Genomic DNA, 22,301 nt, shown 5'->3' on the forward strand with positions numbered 1-22,301 from the left:
TGCTAGAGCGCTGTGGACGTCGTGACGCTGACCGCACCCGCGACGAACCCGAGGCGCTCGTACAGCCGGACCGCCCCGCTCGGGTTCTCCGAGTCGACGTCCAGCGCGGCCGCCGAGAGTCCGCCGTCGGCGACGGCGTCGAGCGTCGCCGCGAGCACCAGGGGGGCGAGTCCGCGGCCGCGTGCGCGCCGGACGACACCGACCCAGTGCAGGGAGGCGAAGCTCCGACCACGAGCGGAGAACGCGCCCGGATCGGACTCCACCACGGTGAACGCGAGGACGTCCCCGTGTTCGTCGACGACCACGCGGGAGAGGTCGAGCCGGGTCTTCCTGGCCGTGAGGTACCCGTGCCAGTCCGGTGCGAGCATCGGCTGTGATCCCCAGTGGTCGCGGAAGGCGTCGTTCTTGGCGATCCGCATGCGTTCGACGTCGTCGAGCGTCGCGGGGCGCAGCACCAGGCCGTCGGGCAGGGCCGGCAGGGCGTCCCGCGCCGGAGCCGGGTCGAACACGACCTGCATGTCGACCCAGTACCGCACCGGCTCCAGGCCGAAGCGTGCGGCCAACGCGAGCGCCGACGAGCCCTGCGGCGCGGTGAGGTCGATCGCGCCCGGCAGGTCCACGTCCAGTGCAGCGAGGTGCTGCCGTGCCCGACCGGTCTGCCACGCGAGCAACCGCCGCCCCACGCCCTGTCCGCGGTACGCGGGACGCACCGACCCGGCGAGGAGCACACGGGCGGCGGTGTCCCGGCTCGGGACCGCGATGACGATGGCGTACGCGTGGACATGCCCATCAGCATCGGTGCCGACCACCGTGTCGCGGGCTGGGTCGAGTCCTGCTGTGGACAGCCGGTGGGCGAAGTCCTCTGGGGAGGGGTGCGTCTGCGGGTCGTCCACGGCGGCCGACTCCACGGCCACGTCGTGCACGGCCGGCAGGTCGGCCTCGGTGGCCGGTCGGAAGGTCAGCCCGCCGACCGCGGTCGGGAGGTCGAGGTGGGCCGGAGCCGTGACCCGTTCACGCAGCGTCGCCATGCCCCCAGCATGCCGTACCCCTCGACGCGCCCGGTGCGGAGAGACCATGATGAGGCATGGACATCACGAGCGTGACCGTGGGGTTGCCCGTCACCGACCTCGAGGCGTCGTGCCTCTGGTACGGCGCGGTGTTCGAACGGCTCGAGCCCGACCTCGAGCCCACCGAGGGCGTCGCCGAGTACGAGGTCGGCGGCATCTGGATCCAGCTCCTCGAGGACCCGGACGCCGACGAGAACCCGGTCACCGTCCGCTTCGGCGTCGACGACGTGCTCGCCCAGCACGCACGCATCGCCGCCCTCGGGATCGACGTCGGTCCGATCGAGTGCGTCGACGGTGCCGTCGACTGGTTCGACGCCCGCGACCCCGACGGCAACGTCCTCAGCCTGTACTCGCTCGCCGACGAGAGCGGTCGGGATCCCGGCGGTCGCGGCAGCGACGCGGGCCGCTCGGTCTGACGACCGGCACGCGCCGGACGCGAGGCCCGTGCGGACCCGCCCCGCGCCTCCTGGCCGGCGCACGCCCGCGACGCGAGAAGGCCCCCCGCATCCGAGGATGCGGGGGGCCTTCTGCTGTCAACTCACGCTCAGTTGTACGTACCCGGCGTGAAGTCGTCCGACGAGAAGCTGTCGAAGTCGACGAAGCTCAGGTCGGCGTCCGAGAACGACGAGTCGTCCGCGAAGATGCGGTTCGGGTACCGCTCCGCCTTCGCCTCTTCCGTCGCGTTCACGTCCACGTCGCGGTACCGGCTGAGGCCCGTCCCGGCGGGGATGAGCTTACCGATGATGACGTTCTCCTTGAGGCCGACGAGCTGGTCCTGCTTGCCCTCCATGGCCGCCTGCGTCAGGACGCGGGTGGTCTCCTGGAAGGACGCGGCGGACAGCCACGACTCGGTCGCGAGGGACGCCTTCGTGATGCCCATGACCTCCTGGCGAGCCGAGGCGGTCTTGCGACCCTCCTGCAGCGCCGCCCGGTTGATCGCGTTGTAGCGCGACCGGTCGACGAGCTCACCCGGCAGCAGGTCGGTGTCGGCGTGGTCGACGACGGTGACCTTGCGGAGCATCTGGCGGACGATGACCTCGATGTGCTTGTCGTGGATCGGCACACCCTGCGAGCCGTACACGTCCTGCACACCGTTGACCAGGTGCTTCTGGACCTCACGGACACCCTTGACCCGGAGGACTTCCTTCGGGTCGACGGTGCCGGCGATGAACTGCTCGCCGAGCTCGACGTGCTGGCCGTCCTCGATGAGGAGGGTCGCACGCTTGAGCACCGGGTAGATGAACGGCTCGTCGCCGTTGTCCGGCGTGAGGATGATCCGACGGCCCTTGTCCGTGTCCTCGATCGTGGCGCGGCCGGGGGCCTCGGCGATCGGGGACGCGCCCTTCGGGGTGCGGGCCTCGAAGAGCTCGGTCACGCGGGGCAGACCCTGCGTGATGTCGTCGGCCGAGGCCGAACCACCCGTGTGGAAGGTACGCATCGTCAGCTGGGTACCGGGCTCACCGATGGACTGGGCGGCGATGATGCCGACCGCCTCACCGATGTCGACCAGGTTGCCCGTGGCGAGCGACCGGCCGTAGCACTGCGCGCAGACACCGACGGCCGACTCGCAGGTCAGGACCGAGCGCACCTTGATGCTCTCGACACCCGCTGCGAGCAGCTTGTCGAGGAGGACGTCACCGACGTCCTCGCCGCCCTCGGCCACCACGGTGCCCGAGGCGTCGACGGCCTCGGTCGCGAGGGTGCGCGAGTAGACGGTGTTCTCGACGCGCGGGTCGCGGACGAGCTTGCCGTCTGCGCCCATCGTCGCGATCGGCAGCTCGAGGCCACGGGTCGTCCCGCAGTCGTCCTCACGGATGATGACGTCCTGCGACACGTCCACGAGACGACGGGTCAGGTAGCCCGAGTCGGCGGTACGGAGAGCCGTGTCCGCCAGACCCTTGCGAGCACCGTGCGTGGCGATGAAGTACTCCGCCACGGTCAGGCCCTCGCGGTACGAGTTGATGATCGGGCGGGCGATGATCTCACCCTTCGGGTTGTTCACCAGACCACGCATACCGGCGATGTTGCGCACCTGCAGCCAGTTACCACGAGCACCCGACGACACCATGCGGTTGATGGTGTTGTCGACGGGGAAGTTGTCGCGCATCTCCTGCGCGATCTCGTTCGTGGCCTCGGTCCAGATCTTGATCAGGTCGGCGCGACGCTCGGAGTCGGTGATCAGACCCTTGTCGAACTCGCCCTGGACCTTGGCGGCCTGGACTTCGTAGCCCGCGATGATCTCCTTCTTGCGAGGAGGCGTCACGACGTCCGACAGCGCGACGGTCACACCGGAGCGGGTGCCCCAGTAGAAACCGGCGTCCTTGATCCGGTCCAGCGCAGCGGCTGTCTCGGTCTTGGAGTAGCGCTCGGCGAGGTCGTTGACGATCGCGGAGAGCGTGCCCTTGTCGGTGACCTTCTGGACGAACGGGTAGTCCGCCGGGAGGGTCTCGTTGAAGAGCGCGCGACCGAGGGTGGTCTCGAGGAGGATCGGCTGACCGACCTCGTAGCCCTCCGGCGCCTCACCCTCGGCGAAGTGGACACCCGACATGCGGATCTTCACCATCGCGTTGAGGTGCAGCGTGTTCTGGTCCTTCGCGAGGATCGCCTCGGCGACCGAGGAGAACGCCCGGCCCTCACCCACGGCGCCCTCGCGGACGGTCGTCAGGTGGTGCAGACCGATGATCATGTCCTGCGCGGGCAGGGTCACCGGACGGCCGTCGGACGGCTTGAGGATGTTGTTCGAGGCGAGCATCAGGATGCGGGCCTCGGCCTGCGCCTCGACCGACAGCGGCAGGTGCACGGCCATCTGGTCACCGTCGAAGTCCGCGTTGAACGCAGCACAGACCAGCGGGTGGAGCTGGATGGCCTTGCCCTCGACGAGCTGCGGCTCGAACGCCTGGATGCCGAGACGGTGCAGCGTGGGCGCACGGTTCAGCAGCACGGGGCGCTCGCGGATGATCTCCTCGAGCACGTCCCACACCTGGGCACGCGAACGCTCGACCATGCGCTTGGCCGACTTGATGTTCTGCGCGTGCGACAGGTCGATGAGGCGCTTGATGACGAACGGCTTGAACAGCTCGAGCGCCATCTGCTTGGGCAGACCGCACTGGTGCAGCTTGAGCTGCGGGCCGACGATGATGACCGAACGGCCCGAGTAGTCGACGCGCTTGCCGAGCAGGTTCTGGCGGAAACGACCCTGCTTGCCCTTGAGCATGTCGCTCAGGGACTTCAGGGCGCGGTTGCCGGTACCCGTGACCGGACGTCCACGACGACCGTTGTCGAACAGCGCGTCGACCGCTTCCTGCAGCATGCGCTTCTCGTTGTTCACGATGATCTCGGGGGCACCGAGGTCGAGCAGGCGGCGGAGACGGTTGTTGCGGTTGATCACACGACGGTAGAGGTCGTTGAGGTCACTCGTGGCGAAGCGGCCACCGTCGAGCTGCACCATCGGGCGCAGCTCCGGCGGGATGACCGGCACGACGTCGAGCACCATCGCGGCCGGCGAGTTGCCGGTGGCGAGGAAGGAGCTGACGACGCGCAGACGCTTGATCGCACGGATCTTCTTCTGGCCCTTGCCCTCGGCGATCTGCAGACGCAGTGCCTCGGCCTCGGCGGCCAGGTCGAAGGCCTCGAGCCGCAGCTTGATCGCCTCGGCGCCCATGTAGGCGTCGAAGTAGATCCCGAAGCGGTCCTGGAGCTCGTGGAAGACGGCGTCCTCGGGCTTGAGGTCGCCCACCTTGAGGTTGCGGAAGTCCTCCCACACGCGCTCGAGACGGGTGATGTCCTCGTCGAAGGACTTGCGGACCTGGGACATCTCCTTCTCGGCGGTGTCCTTGGTCCGACGCTTCACGTCGGCCTTCGCGCCCTCCTCTTCAAGGGCTGCGAGGTCGTCCTCGAGCTTCTTGAGGCGGTCGGCGATGATCGAGTCGCGCTGGTTCTCGAGGTTCTTGATCTCGAGGCGCATCTCGTTCTCGAGGCCGGGCATGTCGGCGTGACGGCCCTCCTCGTCGATGCTGATGATCATGTACGCCGCGAAGTAGATGACCTTCTCGAGGTCCTTCGGGGCCATGTCCAGCAGGTAGCCCAGGCGCGACGGGACGCCCTTGAAGTACCAGATGTGCGTGACGGGCGCGGCGAGCTCGATGTGGCCCATGCGCTCACGGCGGACCGAGGACTTGGTGACCTCGACGCCGCAGCGCTCGCAGACGATGCCCTTGAAGCGGACACGCTTGTACTTGCCACAGGCGCACTCCCAGTCGCGGGAGGGACCGAAGATCTGCTCGCCGAACAGACCGTCCTTCTCGGGCTTCAGGGTGCGGTAGTTGATGGTCTCCGGCTTCTTGACCTCGCCGTACGACCACTGGCGGATGTCCTCGGCGGTCGCGAGACCGATCCGAATGGCATCAAAGGAAGTTGCTTCGAGCAATGTTCTTCTCTCTTGCTGAGTTCGAAACGTGTTCGGTACGGGAGGGATCAGATGTCGTCGACGGACGACGACTCGAACCGCGAGGAGATGTTGATGCCGAGCTCTTCAGCGGCACGGAAGACCTCGTCGTCCGTGTCGCGGAGGCTGACCGCCTGGCCGTCGGCCGAGAGGACCTCGACGTTCAGGCAGAGCGACTGCATCTCCTTCATGAGGACCTTGAAGGACTCCGGGATGCCGGGCTCCTGGATGTTCTCGCCCTTGACGATCGCCTCGTAGACCTTCACGCGGCCGAGGATGTCGTCGGACTTGATCGTCAGGAGTTCCTGGAGGGCGTACGCGGCACCGTATGCCTCGAGCGCCCACACCTCCATCTCACCGAAGCGCTGTCCACCGAACTGCGCCTTCCCACCCAGCGGCTGCTGCGTGATCATCGAGTACGGGCCGGTCGAACGGGCGTGGATCTTGTCGTCGACCAGGTGGTGCAGCTTCAGGATGTACATGTAGCCGACCGAGACGGGCTCCGGGAACGGCTCGCCGGAGCGACCGTCGAAGAGCTGCGCCTTGCCCGAGGAACCGATCAGGCGCTCGCCGTCACGGTTCGGGAGCGTGGAGTCGAGGAGCCCCTCGATCTCGCGCTCGTACGCACCGTCGAACACCGGGGTGGCGACCTTCGTGCCGGGGGCTGCGCTGTGCGCGGCTTCCGGCAGGGCGGAGGCCCACTCCTGGATGCCCTCGACGTTCCAGCCCTGCTTCGCGAGCCACCCGAGGTGGATCTCGAGGACCTGGCCGAAGTTCATGCGGCCGGGGACGCCGAGCGGGTTGAGGACGATGTCCACCGGGGTGCCGTCCGCGAGGAACGGCATGTCCTCGACCGGCAGGATCGTCGAGATGACGCCCTTGTTGCCGTGGCGGCCGGCGAGCTTGTCACCCGCGGTGATCTTGCGCTTCTGGGCGATGTAGACGACCACGCGCTGGTTGACGCCCGAGCCGAGCTCGTCGTCGCCGTCCTGCGAGTCGAACACCTTGACGCCGATGATCGTGCCCTCTTCACCGTGGGGCACCTTGAGCGAGGTGTCGCGGACTTCGCGCGACTTCTCGTTGAAGATGGCACGGAGCAGGCGCTCCTCGGCGCTCAGCTCGGTCTCGCCCTTCGGCGTGACCTTGCCGACCAGGATGTCGCCGGGGCGGACCTCGGCACCGATCCGGATGATGCCGCGCTCGTCGAGGTCGGCCAGGAGGTCCGGGCTGACGTTCGGGAGGTCGCGGGTGATCTCCTCCTTGCCGAGCTTCGTGTCGCGGGCGTCGACCTCGTACTCCTCGATGTGGATCGAGGAGAGCGTGTCGTCCTTCACGAGGTTCTGCGACAGGATCATCGCGTCCTCGTAGTTGTAGCCCTCCCACGGCATGAACGCGACGAGGAGGTTCTTGCCGAGCGCGAGCTCGCCGTTCTCCGTCGCGGGGCCGTCGGCGATGACCTCGCCCTGCTCCACACGCTCACCGGCGCTGACGATCACGCGGTGGTTGTAGCTGGTGCCCTGGTTCGAGCGGTCGAACTTGCGCAGGTAGTAGGTCTGCGTGCCGCCCTCGTCGAGCTGCAGGGTCACGGCGTCGGCCGAGACCTCGGAGACGACGCCCGCCTTGTCGGCGGTGACGACGTCACCGGCGTCGATGGCGGTGTAGCCCTCCATGCCGGTGCCGACGAGCGGCGACTCGGAACGGAGGAGCGGCACGGCCTGGCGCTGCATGTTCGCACCCATGAGGGCGCGGTTCGCGTCGTCGTGCTCGAGGAACGGGATGAGCGAGGTCGCGACCGACACCATCTGGCGCGGCGAGACGTCCATGTAGTCGACCTCGTCCTTGCCGACGAGCTCGACCTCCCCGCCCTTCTTGCGGACGAGCACCTTGTCGTCCTGGAAGTGGAAGTCGTCGGTCAGCGGGGCGTTGGCCTGCGCGACGACGAAGTCGTCCTCTTCCGAAGCCGTGAGGTAGTCGATGGTCGTGGTGACCTGACCGTTCACGACCCGGCGGTACGGGGTCTCGATGAAGCCAAAGGAGTTGATCCGACCGAAGGACGCGAGCGAACCGATCAGGCCGATGTTCGGGCCTTCCGGGGTCTCGATCGGGCACATGCGGCCGTAGTGCGACGGGTGGACGTCGCGGACCTCGACGCCGGCACGCTCACGGGACAGACCACCCGGGCCGAGGGCCGACAGACGCCGCTTGTGCGTCAGGCCCGCGAGCGGGTTGTTCTGGTCCATGAACTGCGACAGCTGGCTCGTCCCGAAGAACTCCTTGATCGCGGCGACGACGGGACGCACGTTGATGAGCGTCTGCGGCGTGATGGCCTCGATGTCCTGCGTGGTCATGCGCTCGCGGACGACGCGCTCCATGCGGGACAGACCGGTGCGGACCTGGTTCTGGATGAGCTCGCCGACGGCGCGGATGCGACGGTTGCCGAAGTGGTCGATGTCGTCCACGTCGAGGCGGAGCTGGACCGGCTCGCCGTCACGGATGCCGTCCATCGTGGTGCGCTCGGCGTGCAGCGACACGAGGTACTTGATCGTCGCGACGATGTCCTTGACGGTGAGCACCGAGTCGGACAGCGGGGCGTCGATGCCGAGCTTGCGGTCGAGCTTGTAGCGACCGACCTTGGCCAGGTCGTAGCGCTTCGGGTTGAAGTAGAAGTTGTCGAGGAGCGCACGCGCGGCCTCGGCGGCGACCTGCTCGCCCGGACGGAGCTTCCGGTAGATGTCCTTGAGCGCCTCTTCCTTCGTGAGGACGGCGTCCTTCTCGAGGGTCGACTCCATGGACGCGAAGCCCTGGAACTCCTCCATGATCTCTTCGCTCGTCAGGCCGAGGGCCTTGAGGAAGACGGTCACGGACTGCTTGCGCTTGCGGTCGATGCGCACGCCCACCTGGTCGCGCTTGTCGATCTCGAACTCGAGCCAGGCACCACGCGAGGGGATGATGCGAGCGGAGTAGATGTCCTTGTCGGACGTCTTCTCCTGCGCACGCTCGAAGTACACGCCCGGCGAGCGGACGAGCTGCGAGACGACGACACGCTCGGTGCCGTTGATGATGAACGTGCCGCGCTCGGTCATGAGCGGGAAGTCGCCCATGAAGACCGTCTGCGTCTTGATCTCACCCGTCATGTGGTTCATGAACTCGGCGTTGACGTACAGCGGAGCGGCGTAGGTCTTGCCGCGTTCCTTGCAGTCGTCGATCGAGTACTTCGGGTCCTCGAGCTCCGGGGACGTGAACGAGAGCTGCATGGTCTCGCCGAGGTCCTCGATCGGGGAGATCTCCTCGAAGATCTCCTCGAGGCCGGAGTGCAGCGCGAGGTCGGTGCGACCCTGCTCCTGCCCTTCGGCGAGGCGGGCCTTCCATGCGTCGTTGCCGACGAGCCAGTCGAAGCTCTCCGTCTGGAGGGCGAGCAGATCAGGAACCGTGAGGGTGTCCGTGATCTTGGCGAACGAGAGTCGCGAGTGGTTGCGACCGTTCTTGGGGTTGGTGGATGCGTTGGGCGCAGCAGCCAAGGGTTTGACCTCCGGTAGGCCCCGTCGGGCCGACACTGACGAGCAGTGTGTAGGTGAGTGGATTGATCGCTCGGCGCAACCCGATGATCACGACACGAGTACGGTGAGGCTCCGGGTCCGGAGCCGCCTGTGGGATGATCGGTGAGCGGGCCCCGCCGCCATATACGGGACCGGCATCACCAGGCGTGTTCTGCGAAGCACCTGCTGAGAGGCGTCTTCGAGGAACTCGGTCGACCGCAATATGACGACACGGATGCCAGGGAGCGCGAACTGTCATCATAGGTCGGGTACGAGTGCGCTGTCCAGTCCTGGCTTGACCGAGATCGAGTCCGGCGTGTATAAGCCCCGCACGACCTGTCTCATTCCCCCGCCGGGGCACCCCCGGCCGCGACCCCGCTGTCGAGCGCGCGGACCGCGTCACACGGCCGGTCGCTCCGCACGAACGTCGTCCGTCCCGCGTCGTCGGTGATCTCGAGGCCGGGTCCGGGCGTCAGCACGAGGGCGCGACGCCGCCGCCCGATCCGGAGCCCGACGCCGCCGTAGGTGCCGGCGTCCGCCTCGGACACCCGGACCCGTGCGATGCGCCGGCGCGCGATGCGACGGGGCGGGAGCGGCCGGAAGTGCAGGACCACGGCGTCGGCGGTGACGGTGAAGCCGGCGCGGGCGACGAGTGCGAGGACCCCGACCAGGACGGCGACGAGCCCGGGGACGAGGAGCGCCGTCTCCGGCGCGTCCCCCGGCCAGGCGAGGACGGCGGCCGTGAGCGCGAGCCCGGCGGTCAGCACGACCCCGCCGACGACGCGCATCCAGACCGGTGCCGTCTCGTGGTCCTCGACGATCGGACGGGAGGCCCGGCTCGCGCCCACACCGCGGCGCGCGTGCGTCGAGGGTCGCGCCGTGCCTCCTGGTCGGCGAGGACGGGCCGGGCGGACGGGGACGGGGACGGGGACGGGGACGGAGAGGGTGTCGGCGGACATGGGGTTGCTCCTTCGGGCGCGGGGCCCGGACGTGGTGCGGTGGTGCGGGCGGACGCGGAGCACGTCGACGAGACCCGCGACGGGAGCGGGGCTCGTCGTCGGGCGGCGTCCGGAGCGGTCGGGGCCGACGGCGTCGGGCGCGGCCTCGGCGGGGACCGGGGCGGTCGTCGACGGGTCGGGCCGACCGGGACGACGGGCACGACCACCGTGGGGTGGGGCGGTCGCGTCGCTCGTCGTCCGAGGACACGCAGACCGTACGTCGCCTGCCTTGGCGTCTCCTGGCTGTCCATGCAGGAGCATCGACCGACCCGGTCGGACCCGGCGCACATCGGACCGGTCATCGGCCGTGCTCCGTGCAGTCCTTATCCTGGTCGCATGCCCAGTCTCTCGAGCGACGAGCTGTCCAGCTGGATCGCGGAGTTCCGCGCGCGGGACGCCGGCGACGCTGCCGACCCGCGCGCGATCGACGTCTCGTGGGACGGCTCCCTCATCGACACCGCGCTCATCGTGGCGCGCCTCGGGACCTCCGGCACCGAGGTCTACCTCAAGCGCGACATCGGCGGCTCGCCGGAGTGGACCGTGACGTTCGAGGCCCGGGAGTCGGACGCGCAGGTCTCCGCGGAGCAGGTGATGACCCTGGCCACCGAGGTCCTCGCGGTCGGGCGGCTGTGCGCCTTCCTGACCGAGCGGACGGCGCAGCACCTCCGCGAGGTCGCGGCCCGCACCGGGGCACCGACCCCGGCAGCGTCGGACACCTGACCCACGGGCGGGACCTCGCCGGACGCCGGGTGGTGTTCCATGGACACATGGTTGATGCGTTCGACGGGTTCCGGGTGGGTGCTGGGTACGCGGTCGTCGAGCCGGACAAGCACCGGCCGGGGTCGTTCACCCTGGTGGTCGACGGGACGCCGCAGTCCCACGTCGACCTCGAGGACCCGACCCACCTGGCGTTCGAGTACATCCGGCGGATCGGCCACGCGATCGACCTGCTGCCGCCCGGACCGGTCACCGCGCTGCACCTCGGCGCCGGCGCCCTGACCCTGCCGCGGTACGTCGCGGTCACCCGGCCGGGCTCCCGGCAGCAGGTGATCGAGCTCGAGCGGGAACTCGTCGACCACGTCCGCGACGCCCTGCCCTTCCCGCGCGGCGCCTCGATCCGGGTGCGGTACGGCGACGCCCGCGAGGTGCTCGACAAGCTGCCGGCCGGCCTCCGCGGCACGGTCGACCTGGCCGTCGTCGACGTATTCTCCGGAGCCCGCACACCCGCCCACGTCACGAGCGTGGAGTTCTACCGGTCGGTCGCGTCCTTCCTGTCGCCGACGGGCATGGTCGCAGTGAACGTCGCCGACGGTGCCGGCCTGGCCTTCGCGCGCGGTCAGGCGGCGACGCTGCAGTCGGTGCTGCCCTCGGTGGCGGCGGTCGCGGACACCGGGATGCTCAAGGGCCGGCGGTTCGGCAACATCGTGCTGCTCGGGTCCCCGGGCGAGCTGCCGATCGCCGAGATGCCCCGGCGGTACTCCGCCGACCCGCTGCCGAGCAAGGTCGTGCACGGCGCGGAGCTGCGGTCCTTCATCGCGGGCGCACCGATCGTCACCGACACCACGGCGGTCGGGTCCCCCGAGCCGAACCGCTCGGTCTTCGGCGCCTGAGCACCGGCTGCGGATGCCGGCGCGGGTGTACCCCGGCGAGGGGACGCTGCCAGGATGGGAGCACGCCGCGCCAGCGCGCGACCGCACACCACGAGGAGGCCGCCGATGACCAACGACGATCGCAACCAAGCCCCGCAGGGCCACGGTGAGCACGACCAGCCGCGCTACGGCGAGCGCATCACCCCGGAGCACGGCTCGGCTCCGCGGTACGAGGACCAGCCGACGCAGCAGTACGGTCAGCAGTCCCCACCGCAGTGGGGCGAGCACCAGGGCGGGCAGCAGCAGTACGGACACCAGCAGGGCCAGCAGCCCTGGGGGCAGCAGCAGTACGGGCAGCCGCAGCAGTACGGCCACCAGCAGCACGGTGCCGCTCCCGCCTGGCAGGCACACGACGGGTCGGCGAAGCGGAAGAAGACCGTGGGGGTCGTGGCGTTCGGCCTGGGGATCGTTGCCCTCGTGCTCGGCGCCGTGGGCGGCTGGTTGTTCGGCAGCGGCATCGGGGCGAGTCAGTCGTTCCAGGACCTCATGCGCAACGGCGGCTCCGGCACCATCGACCAGCAGGAGATGTCGCGCGAGCTCATGTCCGACCCGGCCGTGATGCGTGCCCTCGGCAGCGCGCTGGTCGTGATGGGCATCGGCACCGTGATCGGCCTCTGGGCCCTCGTGCAGGGCATCATCGCGGCCGCCACCGGGCGCGGCCGGGTGTGGGGTGTCCTGGCGATCGTCCTCGCCGTCCTCGCGGTCGTCGTGTTCGGCATCGCCTACGGCGGCTCGATCGCTGCTGCCGTCGCCGGGAGCCGGTGACCGCAGCCTCCGCCGACGTCGACACGGCCCGTCCCGGACGACCGGGGCGGGCCGTGCGCGTTCCGTGCGCGTGGCACGGAGACCTCAGGGGATCGCGCGGATACCCTCGACCCTGATGTCCCTCCCGCCCGACGAACGCCGAGACCACGACCGGACCGACCAGGCCCGGGAGCCGCGTCATGCCGCCCCCGTGACCGCAGGGGTCAGCCCGGGCAGCACCTTCGCGCCGATCAGCCTCCGCCCGGCCGTCGACGTCCAGGTCGTGCAGGACCGCCTGCGCGACCTCGGCCAGAGCCGAAGCACCGACGCCCTCGCCGAGCGCGCCGAACTGCTCCGACTGCTCGGTCGGCTGGACGAGGCACTGACCGTGGCTGAAGAGGTGTTCCGGTTGACGATGTTCACCGGGGAACGCCAGGACAAGGTCGGCGCACGGATCCGCCGGGCGCACATCCTGCACGACCTCGGTCGGTACGAGCGTGCCGCGACCGAGGCCTCGCTGGCGCGGGACACCGCCGCGACCGAGGAGTGGCCGGAGCTCGAGGGCGCCGCCGCCGAGATCGAGGGCTGGTCCCTGCACGAGCTCTCCCGCTTCGAGGAGGCCCGCGCCGTCCTGAGCCGCGCGTACGACGCCTTCCGCGCCGCCGGTGCGCCCTCGGAGCGGACCGAGGCGCTCCGCACCGCCGTCGAGGCTGCACTCCGGGCCTCCATGGCGCAGCCCGCGGCGGAGCCGGACGCCGCTCGTCCGCGCACCGCCCGTGAGGTCGCGGTGCGGACCGACGACGAGCCGCAGACACGGGTGACCGAGCCGCAGGAACAGGTCCCGCCGGTCCGACGCCGGGTGCTCGGCGCTCCGGACGCCGCCCGGACCGAAGGGGACTCGCTCTGGGGTCGTCTGGCCGCCCGGAAGGACCGGTCCGACGAGGGCCAGGGTCCGCGCGGGGAGCAGTGACCGCGCTCGACCGCGTCCGTTCCCGGGCTGCCGAGCTGATGAGCGCCCACCTGGCGGACCGCTCCTGGGCCTTCGCGTTCGACAACGCGAAGACCCGCGCCGGCCAGTGCGACTTCGCCCGCCGTCGGATCACCGTGAGTCGGCACCTCGCCGTCCGCTTCACCCCCGAGGACGTCGAGCAGGTGCTGCTGCACGAGATCGCGCACGCACTGAGCGGTCCCCGGGCGGGGCACGGGCCCACCTGGCGCCGGACGGCCGCTGCGCTCGGCTACACCGGGTCACGGCTGCACGACGGGCCGATCGCGAGTGAGCTCGCCCCGTGGGTGGGCCACTGCCCCGCCGGACACGAGCACTTCCGGTACCGGACCCCCACGCGCCCGCTCGCCTGTGCCCGGTGTTCGCGCCGGTTCGACGAGCGGAACGTCATCGCGTGGGTGCGCCGCCCGCACTCCGAGACGGCTGCGTCTACCCCAGCAGTGGCGGATCGTGTCGGAGGCGCGCCGCTCACCCGTTAGCCTGGGCGGATGCGAACAGGGCAGGACATCCGGACCGATGCCGGGTCCTCGTGGTTCTTCGACGCGGGACGGATCGCCCTGGACTTCGCGCACACCGGTGGGTTCGCGGACGACCCGGACCGCCGTCGCCCGCGTGGGCACCTCGGCGAGCTGCTCGCCACCCCGGCCGACCTCGACGAGTGGCTCGGCCTGCACACCGAACCGATCGACGTCGGCGCGACCGCCCGTGAGCTGCAGGACGCCCGTGCGCTCCGTTCCGCGATCGCCCGCCTCGCCGTCGCCGCCGCCCCGGCGGCCGCGGACTCCGCCGCCGAACGGACCGCCGTCGCCGCGGGTCTGCGGGCCGGGACCGGTCGGACGGGTCCCGCGCCGGACGACATCGACACCGTCAACCTGTTCGCCGCCCTGCCGGACGTGCCCCCGAGCCTCCCGGGTGGTCGGCGTCGTGCCGGCGCGAACCGGGTCCGGCTCGCGCAGGCACTCTCGAGCGTCGCCCGTGACGCCGTCGCCCTGCTGACCGAGGTCGGCTTCGACGACGTCGAGGCCGACGGTCGGGCCGCCCGGCTCAGCCGGTGCTCGGCGCCGGACTGCGGCCTGGTGTTCTACGACTCCTCCCGCGGCGGCACCCGGCGTTGGTGTTCGATGCAACGGTGCGGGAACCGGGCGAAGGTGCGGGCACACCGGGCCAGACGCGCCGCGGTCTGACCCGACACCACCGGCAGCGCCCTCCAGCGGTCGAGCGCGCCGCAGGACGGCCGTCCGCGCGGATCGGACGACCTGCCGAAACCCTGGATTCGGCCCGCCGAACTCTCTGGCAGGCTGGCGGCATGACGGACACCGCCGCCCCGGTCGTGGGCCAGCGCCCGCCCGGCCGACGTGCTGCCGGCCTCGGGTTGCTCGGACCGGCCTTCGTCGCCGCGATCGCCTACGTCGACCCCGGCAACGTCGCCGCGAACCTCACCGCCGGCGCCCGCTACGGCTACCTGCTGCTGTGGGTGCTCGTGGCCGCGAACGCGAGTGCGGTCGTCGTGCAGTACCTCTCCGCGAAGCTCGGCATCGTGACGGGCAGGTCGCTGCCGGAACTGCTCGGCCTGAAGATGCGACGCGCGCCGCGCCTGCTCTTCTGGGCGCAGGCCGAGGTGGTCGCCGCGGCCACCGACGTCGCCGAGGTCATCGGTGGTGCGCTGGCTCTGCACCTGCTCTTCGGGGTGCCGCTCGTCGCCGGCGGGGTGATCACGGGCGTGGTGTCGATGGCGATCCTCCTGCTCCAGAACCGCCGCGGCGCCCGGACCTTCGAGGCGGTCGTCACGGCGATGCTCGCGGTCCTCACCATCGGCTTCTGCGCCGGACTGCTGTTCGCGCAGGTCTCCCCCGGCGCCCTCGTCGCCGGCATCGCCCCCCGGTTCGCCGACTCCGGCTCCGTGCTGCTCGCCGCCTCGATGCTCGGCGCGACCGTCATGCCACACGCCGTCTACCTGCACTCCGCCCTCGCCCGGGACCGCCACGGCGACGTGCCGGCCGGACCCGAGCGACGCCGGGTCCTCGTCGCCACGCGGTGGGACGTCGCCCTGGCACTCGTCGTGGCCGGCGGGGTGAACATCAGCATGCTCGTCCTCGCCGCCGCCACGCTGCAGGGCGTCGAGGGGACGGACTCGATCCCGGGAGCGCAACGGGCCATCGCTGAGAACGTCGGACCGGTCGTCGGGGTGCTCTTCGCGATCGGGCTGCTGGCGTCGGGACTCGCCTCGACCTCGGTCGGCTGCATGGCCGGCGCCGAGATCATGCACGGGCTGCTCCGGGTGCGGGTGCCGCTCGTGGTGCGGCGGCTCGTCACGCTCGTCCCCGCGATCGTCCTGCTCGCGCTCGACGCCGACGCCACGCAGCTCCTCGTCATCAGCCAGGTGGTGCTGAGCTTCGGCATCGCGTTCGCGATCGTCCCGCTCGTGGCCTACACGTCCCGGCGCAGCGTGATGGGTGCCGACGTCAACGCCGTCGGCACCCGGGTCGTGGCCTGGCTCATCGCCGCGGTGATCGTCGCCCTCAACGTGGCGCTCATCGTCCTCACCGTGACGGGCTGAACCGGGTCACGCACGCTGTCGGTCGACCTCAGTCGGCGACGCGGACGTCCTTCCAGAACGCCACGTAGCCGCTGTAGTCCTTGCCCACGCGGTCGAACGACGACGGGATCGGCTCCGGGTACGACCAGGCGTTGTCCACGTGCTCCTGCCCGTCGACGGTCACCGTCCAGTACTGCGTGTCGCCCTTCCACGGGCAGTGGTACTGGGTGGGGCTCTCGCTGAACAGCTCGGTCTTCACGCTCGCCGGCGGGAAGTACCAGTTGCCCTCGATCTGGATGAGGTCCGCCTCCGGGGCCTCCGCGATGACGGTGTCGCCGATCACTGCCTGCATGACTTCCTCCTCGTTCCGGCCGTCGGTCCGACGGCGGTCGAGCCGGACGTTACGCCCGCCCGGTGGACGGTCGCAGCGTGACGAGGTCGGTCCCCACGGCGAGCGCCGCGTGCACCCGCTCGGGCCCGAGCACGGCGGCCGACTCCGACGCCGTCACGAGGTGCTTGGCCGCTCGACGGAGGCCCGTCCACGCCGCACACGCCGCCGCGGCCTCCGGGGACGTGTGGTCGATGCCGGACTCCACCAACGCGTCGACCACCGCGCCGGCGCCGAGCAGGTCCTCCACCGCGAACTCCGGCACCGCCTGCACGTCGGGGGCCTCGCCCGCCTCGGCGGCGGCGTTCCCGCCGAGGGGACCGTCGACGTGGCCCGCCGCGACGACCGCCACCACACAGCGGTCGCCCCGCTCTGCCTGGAGGCGCGCGACCCGTCCGGCGACCGCCGCCGCGTTGCCGAGGTGGCCGAGCACGACCTCCGGCCCGTCGGGCACCTGCCCGAGCGGCACGTCCCGGTGGTCGGCCGGGTGCCCGTCGTCGTGCCCACCGGCCGCGGGCAGGACGTCCACCCACACGAGCAGGTGTGCGTCGGCGGCGACCCGCGCCGCTCCCGACACACCCCACCCGAACCGCACCTGGTACTTCTGCTGTCCTCGCTCCTGCACGCCGACACGATAGCCGCCGACACGGGACCGGACGTCGTCCGCCACCGGCTGCGGTGCCCGTCCACGGACAGGTCCCGCGCAGCTGGCGTGTCCGGGTCGGCCGGTACGATCCGGTCCCATGGAGACCGTCCCCGCGCCCACGCTCACCGGCGACCGCGTCACGCTCGAGCCACTGTCGCACGAGCACGCGGACGACCTGCGGGTGGCCGTCGCGGACGGTGACCTCTGGCGTGCCTGGTACACCTCGGTGCCCGCTCCGGCGCAGGTCGACGCCGAGGTCGACCGACGGCTCAGCGAGCAGGCCGCCGGTCGGATGGTGCCCTTCGCGGTCCGGGACCGGCCCACCGGCCGGGTCGTGGGCGCGACCACCTTCATCAACCTCGACCGCGACAACCGGAGGGTCGAGATCGGGGCGACGTTCCTCGGCGCCTCCGCGCAGCGCACCGGCATCAACACCGAGGCGAAGCTGCTCATGCTCTCCCACGCCTTCGACGTCTGGCAGTGCATCGCCGTCGAGTTCCGGACGCACTGGCACAACACGCGGTCGCGTGCGGCCATCGCCGGGCTCGGCGCGAAGCAGGACGGGGTGCTCCGGAACCACGCCCTCGGCCGCGACGGCAGCCTCCGCGACACCGTCGTGTTCTCGGTCATCCAGTCCGAGTGGCCGACCGTCCGACTGTCGCTCGCTGAACGTCTGCGCAGCCATGACCGCGCGGAAGGGTCCCGGCGCCGGTCCGCCCGACACGCCTGAGCGGGACGGCCGCCGTCGCGGACGAGTCCCCGGGTCGCTCCGGCGCCCCCAGCGGGTCCGGGTAGCGTCCGCCGCATGCACGTCGGACTCCGCATCGAACTGGACGCGCCCGTCGACGCCGTCCGGGAGGCCCTCCTCCGCCCCGCCGTGATGGTCGCCGTCACGAAGCCGTTCCTGGTCTACCGCTCGCTCGACCCCGCCGGGTTCCCGGAGCACTGGACGCCCCACGAGCCGCACCCGATCAGCGCCTCGGCGTTCGGTGTCGTCCCGAGCGGCGCCAGCCACGTGGACATCGACCTGCACCAGACCGACGGCGTGCCCGTCCAGGTCGACCGCGGCGGTGGCACGAGTGGCCTCTTCGCCCGGATGGAGATCCGCCACCGGATGGCGGTGTCCGCGCTGCCCGACGGACGCACGCTGTTCCGCGACCGGCTGACCTACCGGACCCGACCGACCCTCCTCGGCGTGGCGCTCTGGCCCGGGATGTGGGTCATCTGGCAGTGGCGGGCGTTCCGGATGCGCGCCCTCGCGAGCACCTGGCGGGCCTGAGCCGAGCGGTTGCCCGCTGCGGGCCTCCCGTCCGTCCGGGGCGCTGTCGTCGGACGCGCGTACGCTCGCCGGCGTGACCCAGACGGAGACCGCCGACCGCGTCCGCAGCACCCTCGCCACCGTCGACTGGCGTCGTGCCACCTTCGACCTGTTCCGGCGGGTGCGGGCGACCCCGGACCCCGAGGCGGCCCACACGCTGTGGCGCGAGGGCCGGGACGCCATGTTCGCCGGCCACCCGGCCAGTCCGCTCCTGGCGGAGGACGCCGCCGCCTTCACGGCGTTGCCCGTCGCACCGTACGACCCGGCGTGGCGCTTCCGCCTGCCCGTCGAGTCCGCCGAACCGCAGTCCCTCGACGTCGAGACCGGCACCGACGGGACCGTGCACTTCGACCGTCTCGGCGTCGTCCGGGTGCCCGGCGTCGGCTCCCTCGACGTCTGGGCGCACGGCGGCTACGCGGGCGGGCTGTTCGTCCCGGTGAAGGACGCCGACGCCGGGCGCCCCGGCGGGACCTACGGCGGCGGCCGCTACCTGCTCGACACGATCAAGGGCTCCGACCTGGGCGGGGACGACGGGGAGCTGGTGCTCGACTTCAACTTCGCGTACAACCCGTCGTGCGCGTACGACCCGGCGTGGGCATGCCCGCTCGCTCCTCCGGGCAACACGGTGCCCGTGGCGGTCCCGGTCGGCGAACGGTACGGCTCCTAGGGTGGACCGCATGTCGGGGTTCGTCGCGATCGACGCCGGCGGCCGGGTGCCGCCCTTCGAACAGGTACGGTCGCAGCTCGCCGCGCAGATCACGGCCGGCTACCTGGTGGACGGCGAGCGGTTGCCGAGCGTCCGCGGGCTCGCCGCCGAACTGGGACTGGCCGCCGGGACGGTCGCCAAGGCCTACCAGTTGCTCGAGGAGGCCGGACTCGTGCACACCGCACGCGGCGCCGGCACCCGCGTGGTGCGCCCGGCCGAGGTGCCGGAGACCGTGACGGCTGCGGCCACGGCGCTCGTGGCCGCGGCGCGCGATGCCGGCCTGTCGGCGGACCAGACGGCCGCGGCCGTGCGGGACGCCTGGCCGGTGTAGCGCGGGCGGACCACACGGACCGACGGCACCGCTCAGCAGTGCTCGAAGACGTACCCGTCGCTGCCGGCGGGCACGAGCTCCCGGTCGCGGAGGATCGTCATGCGCGGCCGGGCGGTCATCGCGCACACGTCGGACCAGTCCTGCTCGAGGGTGTCCGCGTACTCGACGTCCACCACGCGGTCGCCGTACACCTCGGTGTAGGCCGCGCACTCGTCGTACTGCACGCACTCCTCGGCGACCGCGAAGTCGAAGCCGGCTCGCCGCTGCCCGTCGGTGCCGAGCTGCGGCGTGTTCTTCTGCGCGGCGGCGAGTCCCTCGTCGTGCGCCACCCGGACGAGCGCGGCGGCGAGGGCCAGGTTCCCGGAGCGGGTGAGACGGCCGCCGGAACGGGTCCACGAGTCGAGGTTGTCGAACTCCACGGCGTCGAAGCCACGGTCGGCACACCGCGCGACCGTGCGGCCGAGGACCTCGGTGATCGTCGCCCGAGCCGTGGCCGTCCTGGTGTCGAGGAGCACCTCGTCCGGCCAGCCCGGATCGGACACGGGCGCTCCGGACGACGTGCGGAGGACCGCCCCTGGATGATCGGACAACCAGGCTGCCCGCTCCCCGGGCTGGGTCTGGAACCCGTTGACGTAACAGATGCCGTATGTGCCGGCCGCCGGCCGCTCGGTGCTGTCGCGCTCGACGACGGTGACGCCGGCAGGCGGGGCGTAGCCGCCGCCGAGCTGGTAGTCGGGCACGCCCGTGGTCGGCAGCGCGCGGGGTGCAGCGCCGGTGGCCGCGCCCGTCGGGCCGGCACCGCTCGGGGCGGCCGCCGCGCACCCGGTCGAGGCGAGCACGACGACGGCCACCAGGGCCGTGAGGACGACGGGGTTCCGGGAGCGCACGAGGCATCCTCGCACGCCGATCGCGAACACCCCCTCCCGCTCGGGCCCCTGAGCCCGCTATGCTGGCATCACTCGAGGCGCCGATCGCCTCGTGCGTCGTACGGACGCCCCCGAAACTCCCGGTGTCCCGCACCGAGCCCCAGTGGCTCACGAGCGGAACCGACACCGATGTATCGCGCACCTCCCCTCCCCCGGAACCCGTCCGGTGGGAAGGACCCGGTGCCAGGCTCTCTGCTGCGGCGACAGCACCCGTTCACCAGCGCCGTCTCCCCTCGGGACACGGACCGCTCACGGATGCGCTCCCGCCCGCGCCGGCCTCGACCGCGCGCCTTCCGGCCGGCAACGGCCCGAGAGGTCACCATGACCACCCAGAACACCCCCACCGCCGACGTCCGCTTCGCCGACCTCGGCGTCCCCACCCCGATGGTGGACGTCCTCGTCGCCCAGGGCAAGGAGAACGCCTTCCCGATCCAGGTCGACACCCTGCCGGACTCACTCACGGGCAAGGACGTGCTCGGCCGTGGCCGCACCGGCTCCGGCAAGACGATCGCCTTCGCGATCCCCCTCGCCGCACGCCTGGCCGCCTCCCCCCGCAGCCGTCGCGCCGGGCGCCCCCGTGCGCTCGTGCTCGCCCCGACGCGTGAGCTCGCGACGCAGATCGACGCGACGCTCGCCCCGCTCGCCAAGGCCATGGGCCTCAACACGACGACCATCTTCGGTGGTGTCGGTCAGGGCCGCCAGGTCGAGGCGCTGAACCGCGGCGTCGACATCGTCGTGGCCTGCCCGGGCCGCCTGGCCGACCTCATGCAGCAGGGTCACGTGCACCTGGACGCCATCGAGGTCACCGTCCTCGACGAGGCCGACCACATGGCCGACATGGGCTTCCTGCCCGGTGTGACGAAGATCATGCAGGCGACGCCGGTCAAGGGGCAGCGTCTGCTGTTCTCCGCCACGCTCGACAACGGCGTGGACAAGCTCGTCAAGAAGTTCCTGCACGACCCGGTGATGCACTCGGTCGACGACGAGACCAGCCCCGTCGAGGCCATGACCCACCACCTGTTCGAGGTCGCGGACGCCGACGCGAAGAAGGACCTGGTCAAGGCCCTCGCCTCCGGCACCGGCCGTCGCATCCTCTTCATGCGCACGAAGCACCACGCCAAGCGCCTCGCCAAGCAGCTCTCCAGCCAGGGCATCCCGGCCGTCGACCTGCAGGGCAACCTGTCGCAGGGCGCCCGCGAGCGCAACCTCGCCCGCTTCTCCTCCGGTGACGCCCTGGTCCTCGTGGCCACCGACGTCGCGGCCCGCGGCGTGCACGTCGACGCCGTCGAGCTCGTCGTGCACGTCGACCCGCCCACCGAGCACAAGGCGTACCTGCACCGTTCGGGCCGCACCGCGCGCGCCGGTTCGTCGGGCGACGTCGTCACCGTGACGATGCCCGCCGAGCGTCGTGACGTCGCGCAGATGATGCGCGCCGCCGCGATCAAGGTCACCCCGCAGCAGGTCACCGCGACCTCCCCGGCGGTCACCGAGCTCGTCGGCGAGGTCGCCCCGTACCGCGAGGACACCACCCCCGCGGTCCAGCAGCAGCAGCCGCGTCGCCAGTCCTCCGGCGACACCGCCGGTCAGGGACGTGGCCGTTCGCGTGGTCGTGGCGCCCCCGCCGCTGGCACCGGTGGTCGTTCGGGAAGCTCGGCCTCCGCCGGGCGCTCCGCTGCGGGCACCGACTCGGCTGGTTCGGGCTCCCGCCGCGGCGGTCGGTCCGACTCCGCCGGTCGCGACGACCGCCGTGGTGCCTCGACGGGTGGTGCCGCCTCCGGGCAGCGCCGGGGTGGGCCGCGCCGTGCCGCGTCGGACACCACCCGTGGCGGTTCCGCGTCGGTGTGGTCGTCGGACGGCGGCTACGCCGCCGGTCGCACCCCGCGTGACGACGCTGCGCCCGCAGCCCGTCGTGGTGGGTCCCGCCGCGCCTCCCGTCCGGCCGGCAGCGGTCGCTGACCCGGTCCGGACGGGCCCGGTCCACCAACCTCAACGTCTCCTCCGAGCGG

At 71.4% G+C, this 22,301-nt stretch carries 20 protein-coding genes; 13 read left to right on the forward strand and 7 right to left on the reverse strand.

The window, feature by feature from the left end; translation table 11 throughout:
• Positions 1–2: 2 nt before the first annotated feature.
• Positions 3–1,028, reverse strand: coding sequence for a GNAT family N-acetyltransferase (locus tag DEI83_RS01345; protein ID WP_111080003.1), 1,026 nt, complete (start codon positions 1,026–1,028; stop codon positions 3–5).
• A 56-nt stretch (positions 1,029–1,084) separates the two neighbouring features.
• Between DEI83_RS01345 and DEI83_RS01350 the strand changes: the two genes are divergently transcribed.
• Entirely contained in the window at positions 1,085–1,483 is a 399-nt protein-coding gene (locus tag DEI83_RS01350) for a VOC family protein (RefSeq protein WP_111080004.1), read from the forward strand.
• Positions 1,484–1,611: 128 nt separating this feature from the next.
• Here the strand turns inward: DEI83_RS01350 and DEI83_RS01355 are convergent, their stop codons facing one another.
• The 3 genes from DEI83_RS01355 to DEI83_RS01365 all read right to left on the reverse strand — a co-directional run bounded on the left by DEI83_RS01355 (position 1,612) and on the right by DEI83_RS01365 (position 10,006).
• The gene (locus DEI83_RS01355) at positions 1,612–5,493 is read right to left on the reverse strand and encodes a DNA-directed RNA polymerase subunit beta' (RefSeq protein WP_111080005.1); all 3,882 of its coding nucleotides are present in this window, start codon (positions 5,491–5,493) and stop codon (positions 1,612–1,614) included.
• 47 nt (positions 5,494–5,540) lie between these two features.
• Positions 5,541–9,029 carry a DNA-directed RNA polymerase subunit beta gene (rpoB, locus tag DEI83_RS01360; protein ID WP_110824269.1) on the reverse strand — a complete coding sequence of 1,163 codons (3,489 nt, stop codon included), beginning with the start codon at positions 9,027–9,029 and terminating at the stop codon, positions 5,541–5,543.
• A gap of 359 nt (positions 9,030–9,388) precedes the next feature.
• Complete coding sequence (locus tag DEI83_RS01365) at positions 9,389–10,006, reverse strand: hypothetical protein (RefSeq protein WP_146243204.1); 618 nt, start codon at positions 10,004–10,006, stop codon at positions 9,389–9,391.
• Between the two features lie 375 nt (positions 10,007–10,381).
• Here DEI83_RS01365 and DEI83_RS15670 point away from each other — a divergent pair, with 375 nt between their 5' ends.
• The 7 genes from DEI83_RS15670 to DEI83_RS01400 all read left to right on the forward strand — a co-directional run bounded on the left by DEI83_RS15670 (position 10,382) and on the right by DEI83_RS01400 (position 16,001).
• On the forward strand, positions 10,382–10,765 hold the full coding sequence (locus tag DEI83_RS15670; protein ID WP_146243205.1) for a hypothetical protein: 384 nt from the start codon (positions 10,382–10,384) through the stop codon (positions 10,763–10,765).
• Positions 10,766–10,812: 47 nt separating this feature from the next.
• Positions 10,813–11,655: a spermidine synthase gene (locus DEI83_RS01375; protein ID WP_111080008.1), complete on the forward strand. Its 843-nt coding sequence runs from the start codon at positions 10,813–10,815 to the stop codon at positions 11,653–11,655.
• 105 nt (positions 11,656–11,760) lie between these two features.
• Positions 11,761–12,459: a hypothetical protein gene (locus DEI83_RS01380; protein ID WP_111080009.1), complete on the forward strand. Its 699-nt coding sequence runs from the start codon at positions 11,761–11,763 to the stop codon at positions 12,457–12,459.
• 115 nt (positions 12,460–12,574) lie between these two features.
• Positions 12,575–13,408 carry a tetratricopeptide repeat protein gene (locus tag DEI83_RS01385; RefSeq protein ID WP_111080010.1) on the forward strand — a complete coding sequence of 278 codons (834 nt, stop codon included), beginning with the start codon at positions 12,575–12,577 and terminating at the stop codon, positions 13,406–13,408.
• Entirely contained in the window at positions 13,405–13,923 is a 519-nt protein-coding gene (locus DEI83_RS01390) for a SprT-like domain-containing protein (protein WP_111080011.1), read from the forward strand. Before DEI83_RS01385 ends, DEI83_RS01390 begins: the two co-directional genes overlap by 4 nt.
• A 9-nt stretch (positions 13,924–13,932) precedes the next feature.
• Positions 13,933–14,628 (forward strand): CGNR zinc finger domain-containing protein, encoded by a 696-nt coding sequence (locus tag DEI83_RS01395; RefSeq protein WP_111080012.1) that lies wholly within the window; start codon positions 13,933–13,935, stop codon positions 14,626–14,628.
• Between the two features lie 122 nt (positions 14,629–14,750).
• Positions 14,751–16,001 (forward strand): Nramp family divalent metal transporter, encoded by a 1,251-nt coding sequence (locus tag DEI83_RS01400; protein ID WP_111080013.1) that lies wholly within the window; start codon positions 14,751–14,753, stop codon positions 15,999–16,001.
• Between the two features lie 28 nt (positions 16,002–16,029).
• On the opposite strand, the gene DEI83_RS01405 is transcribed toward DEI83_RS01400, so the two are convergent.
• Both DEI83_RS01405 and DEI83_RS01410 read right to left on the reverse strand, forming a co-directional pair.
• A complete protein-coding gene (locus DEI83_RS01405) occupies positions 16,030–16,332 on the reverse strand; it encodes a DUF427 domain-containing protein (protein WP_111080014.1) in 303 nt (100 codons plus the stop codon).
• Between the two features lie 49 nt (positions 16,333–16,381).
• Complete coding sequence (locus DEI83_RS01410) at positions 16,382–16,993, reverse strand: hypothetical protein (RefSeq protein WP_111080121.1); 612 nt, start codon at positions 16,991–16,993, stop codon at positions 16,382–16,384.
• Between the two features lie 118 nt (positions 16,994–17,111).
• Here DEI83_RS01410 and DEI83_RS01415 point away from each other — a divergent pair, with 118 nt between their 5' ends.
• The 4 genes from DEI83_RS01415 (at position 17,112) to DEI83_RS01430 (ending at position 19,369) form a co-directional block, all read left to right on the forward strand.
• Positions 17,112–17,744: a GNAT family N-acetyltransferase gene (locus DEI83_RS01415; RefSeq protein ID WP_111080015.1), complete on the forward strand. Its 633-nt coding sequence runs from the start codon at positions 17,112–17,114 to the stop codon at positions 17,742–17,744.
• A 75-nt stretch (positions 17,745–17,819) separates the two neighbouring features.
• Positions 17,820–18,293: a hypothetical protein gene (locus tag DEI83_RS01420; protein WP_111080016.1), complete on the forward strand. Its 474-nt coding sequence runs from the start codon at positions 17,820–17,822 to the stop codon at positions 18,291–18,293.
• Between the two features lie 73 nt (positions 18,294–18,366).
• Positions 18,367–18,999, forward strand: a complete 633-nt coding sequence (locus tag DEI83_RS01425; protein WP_111080017.1) for a DUF1684 domain-containing protein — start codon at positions 18,367–18,369, stop codon at positions 18,997–18,999.
• A gap of 10 nt (positions 19,000–19,009) precedes the next feature.
• Entirely contained in the window at positions 19,010–19,369 is a 360-nt protein-coding gene (locus DEI83_RS01430; RefSeq protein ID WP_111080122.1) for a GntR family transcriptional regulator, read from the forward strand.
• A 32-nt stretch (positions 19,370–19,401) separates the two neighbouring features.
• Here DEI83_RS01430 and DEI83_RS01435 read toward each other — a convergent pair whose 3' ends face one another.
• Complete coding sequence (locus DEI83_RS01435) at positions 19,402–20,256, reverse strand: endo alpha-1,4 polygalactosaminidase (RefSeq protein ID WP_111080123.1); 855 nt, start codon at positions 20,254–20,256, stop codon at positions 19,402–19,404.
• Between the two features lie 360 nt (positions 20,257–20,616).
• Here DEI83_RS01435 and DEI83_RS01440 point away from each other — a divergent pair, with 360 nt between their 5' ends.
• The gene (locus tag DEI83_RS01440; RefSeq protein WP_111080018.1) at positions 20,617–22,251 is read left to right on the forward strand and encodes a DEAD/DEAH box helicase; all 1,635 of its coding nucleotides are present in this window, start codon (positions 20,617–20,619) and stop codon (positions 22,249–22,251) included.
• Positions 22,252–22,301: the final 50 nt, after the last annotated feature.

Source organism: Curtobacterium sp. MCBD17_021 (assembly GCF_003234525.1).
Classification (GTDB): Bacteria; Actinomycetota; Actinomycetes; order Actinomycetales; family Microbacteriaceae; genus Curtobacterium.

What these genes read in the sequence shown, in the direction of transcription:
- DEI83_RS01345 (WP_111080003.1), bottom strand. Translation starts at nt 1,028, where the DNA reads ATGGCGACGCTGCGTGAACGGGTCACGGCTCCGGCCCACCTCGACCTC.
- DEI83_RS01350 (WP_111080004.1), top strand. Translation starts at nt 1,085, where the DNA reads ATGGACATCACGAGCGTGACCGTGGGGTTGCCCGTCACCGACCTCGAG.
- DEI83_RS01365 (WP_146243204.1), bottom strand. Translation starts at nt 10,006, where the DNA reads ATGTCCGCCGACACCCTCTCCGTCCCCGTCCCCGTCCCCGTCCCCGTC.
- DEI83_RS15670 (WP_146243205.1), top strand. Translation starts at nt 10,382, where the DNA reads ATGCCCAGTCTCTCGAGCGACGAGCTGTCCAGCTGGATCGCGGAGTTC.
- DEI83_RS01375 (WP_111080008.1), top strand. Translation starts at nt 10,813, where the DNA reads ATGGTTGATGCGTTCGACGGGTTCCGGGTGGGTGCTGGGTACGCGGTC.
- DEI83_RS01380 (WP_111080009.1), top strand. Translation starts at nt 11,761, where the DNA reads ATGACCAACGACGATCGCAACCAAGCCCCGCAGGGCCACGGTGAGCAC.
- DEI83_RS01385 (WP_111080010.1), top strand. Translation starts at nt 12,575, where the DNA reads ATGTCCCTCCCGCCCGACGAACGCCGAGACCACGACCGGACCGACCAG.
- DEI83_RS01395 (WP_111080012.1), top strand. Translation starts at nt 13,933, where the DNA reads ATGCGAACAGGGCAGGACATCCGGACCGATGCCGGGTCCTCGTGGTTC.
- DEI83_RS01400 (WP_111080013.1), top strand. Translation starts at nt 14,751, where the DNA reads ATGACGGACACCGCCGCCCCGGTCGTGGGCCAGCGCCCGCCCGGCCGA.
- DEI83_RS01405 (WP_111080014.1), bottom strand. Translation starts at nt 16,332, where the DNA reads ATGCAGGCAGTGATCGGCGACACCGTCATCGCGGAGGCCCCGGAGGCG.
- DEI83_RS01415 (WP_111080015.1), top strand. Translation starts at nt 17,112, where the DNA reads ATGGAGACCGTCCCCGCGCCCACGCTCACCGGCGACCGCGTCACGCTC.
- DEI83_RS01420 (WP_111080016.1), top strand. Translation starts at nt 17,820, where the DNA reads ATGCACGTCGGACTCCGCATCGAACTGGACGCGCCCGTCGACGCCGTC.
- DEI83_RS01430 (WP_111080122.1), top strand. Translation starts at nt 19,010, where the DNA reads ATGTCGGGGTTCGTCGCGATCGACGCCGGCGGCCGGGTGCCGCCCTTC.
- DEI83_RS01440 (WP_111080018.1), top strand. Translation starts at nt 20,617, where the DNA reads ATGACCACCCAGAACACCCCCACCGCCGACGTCCGCTTCGCCGACCTC.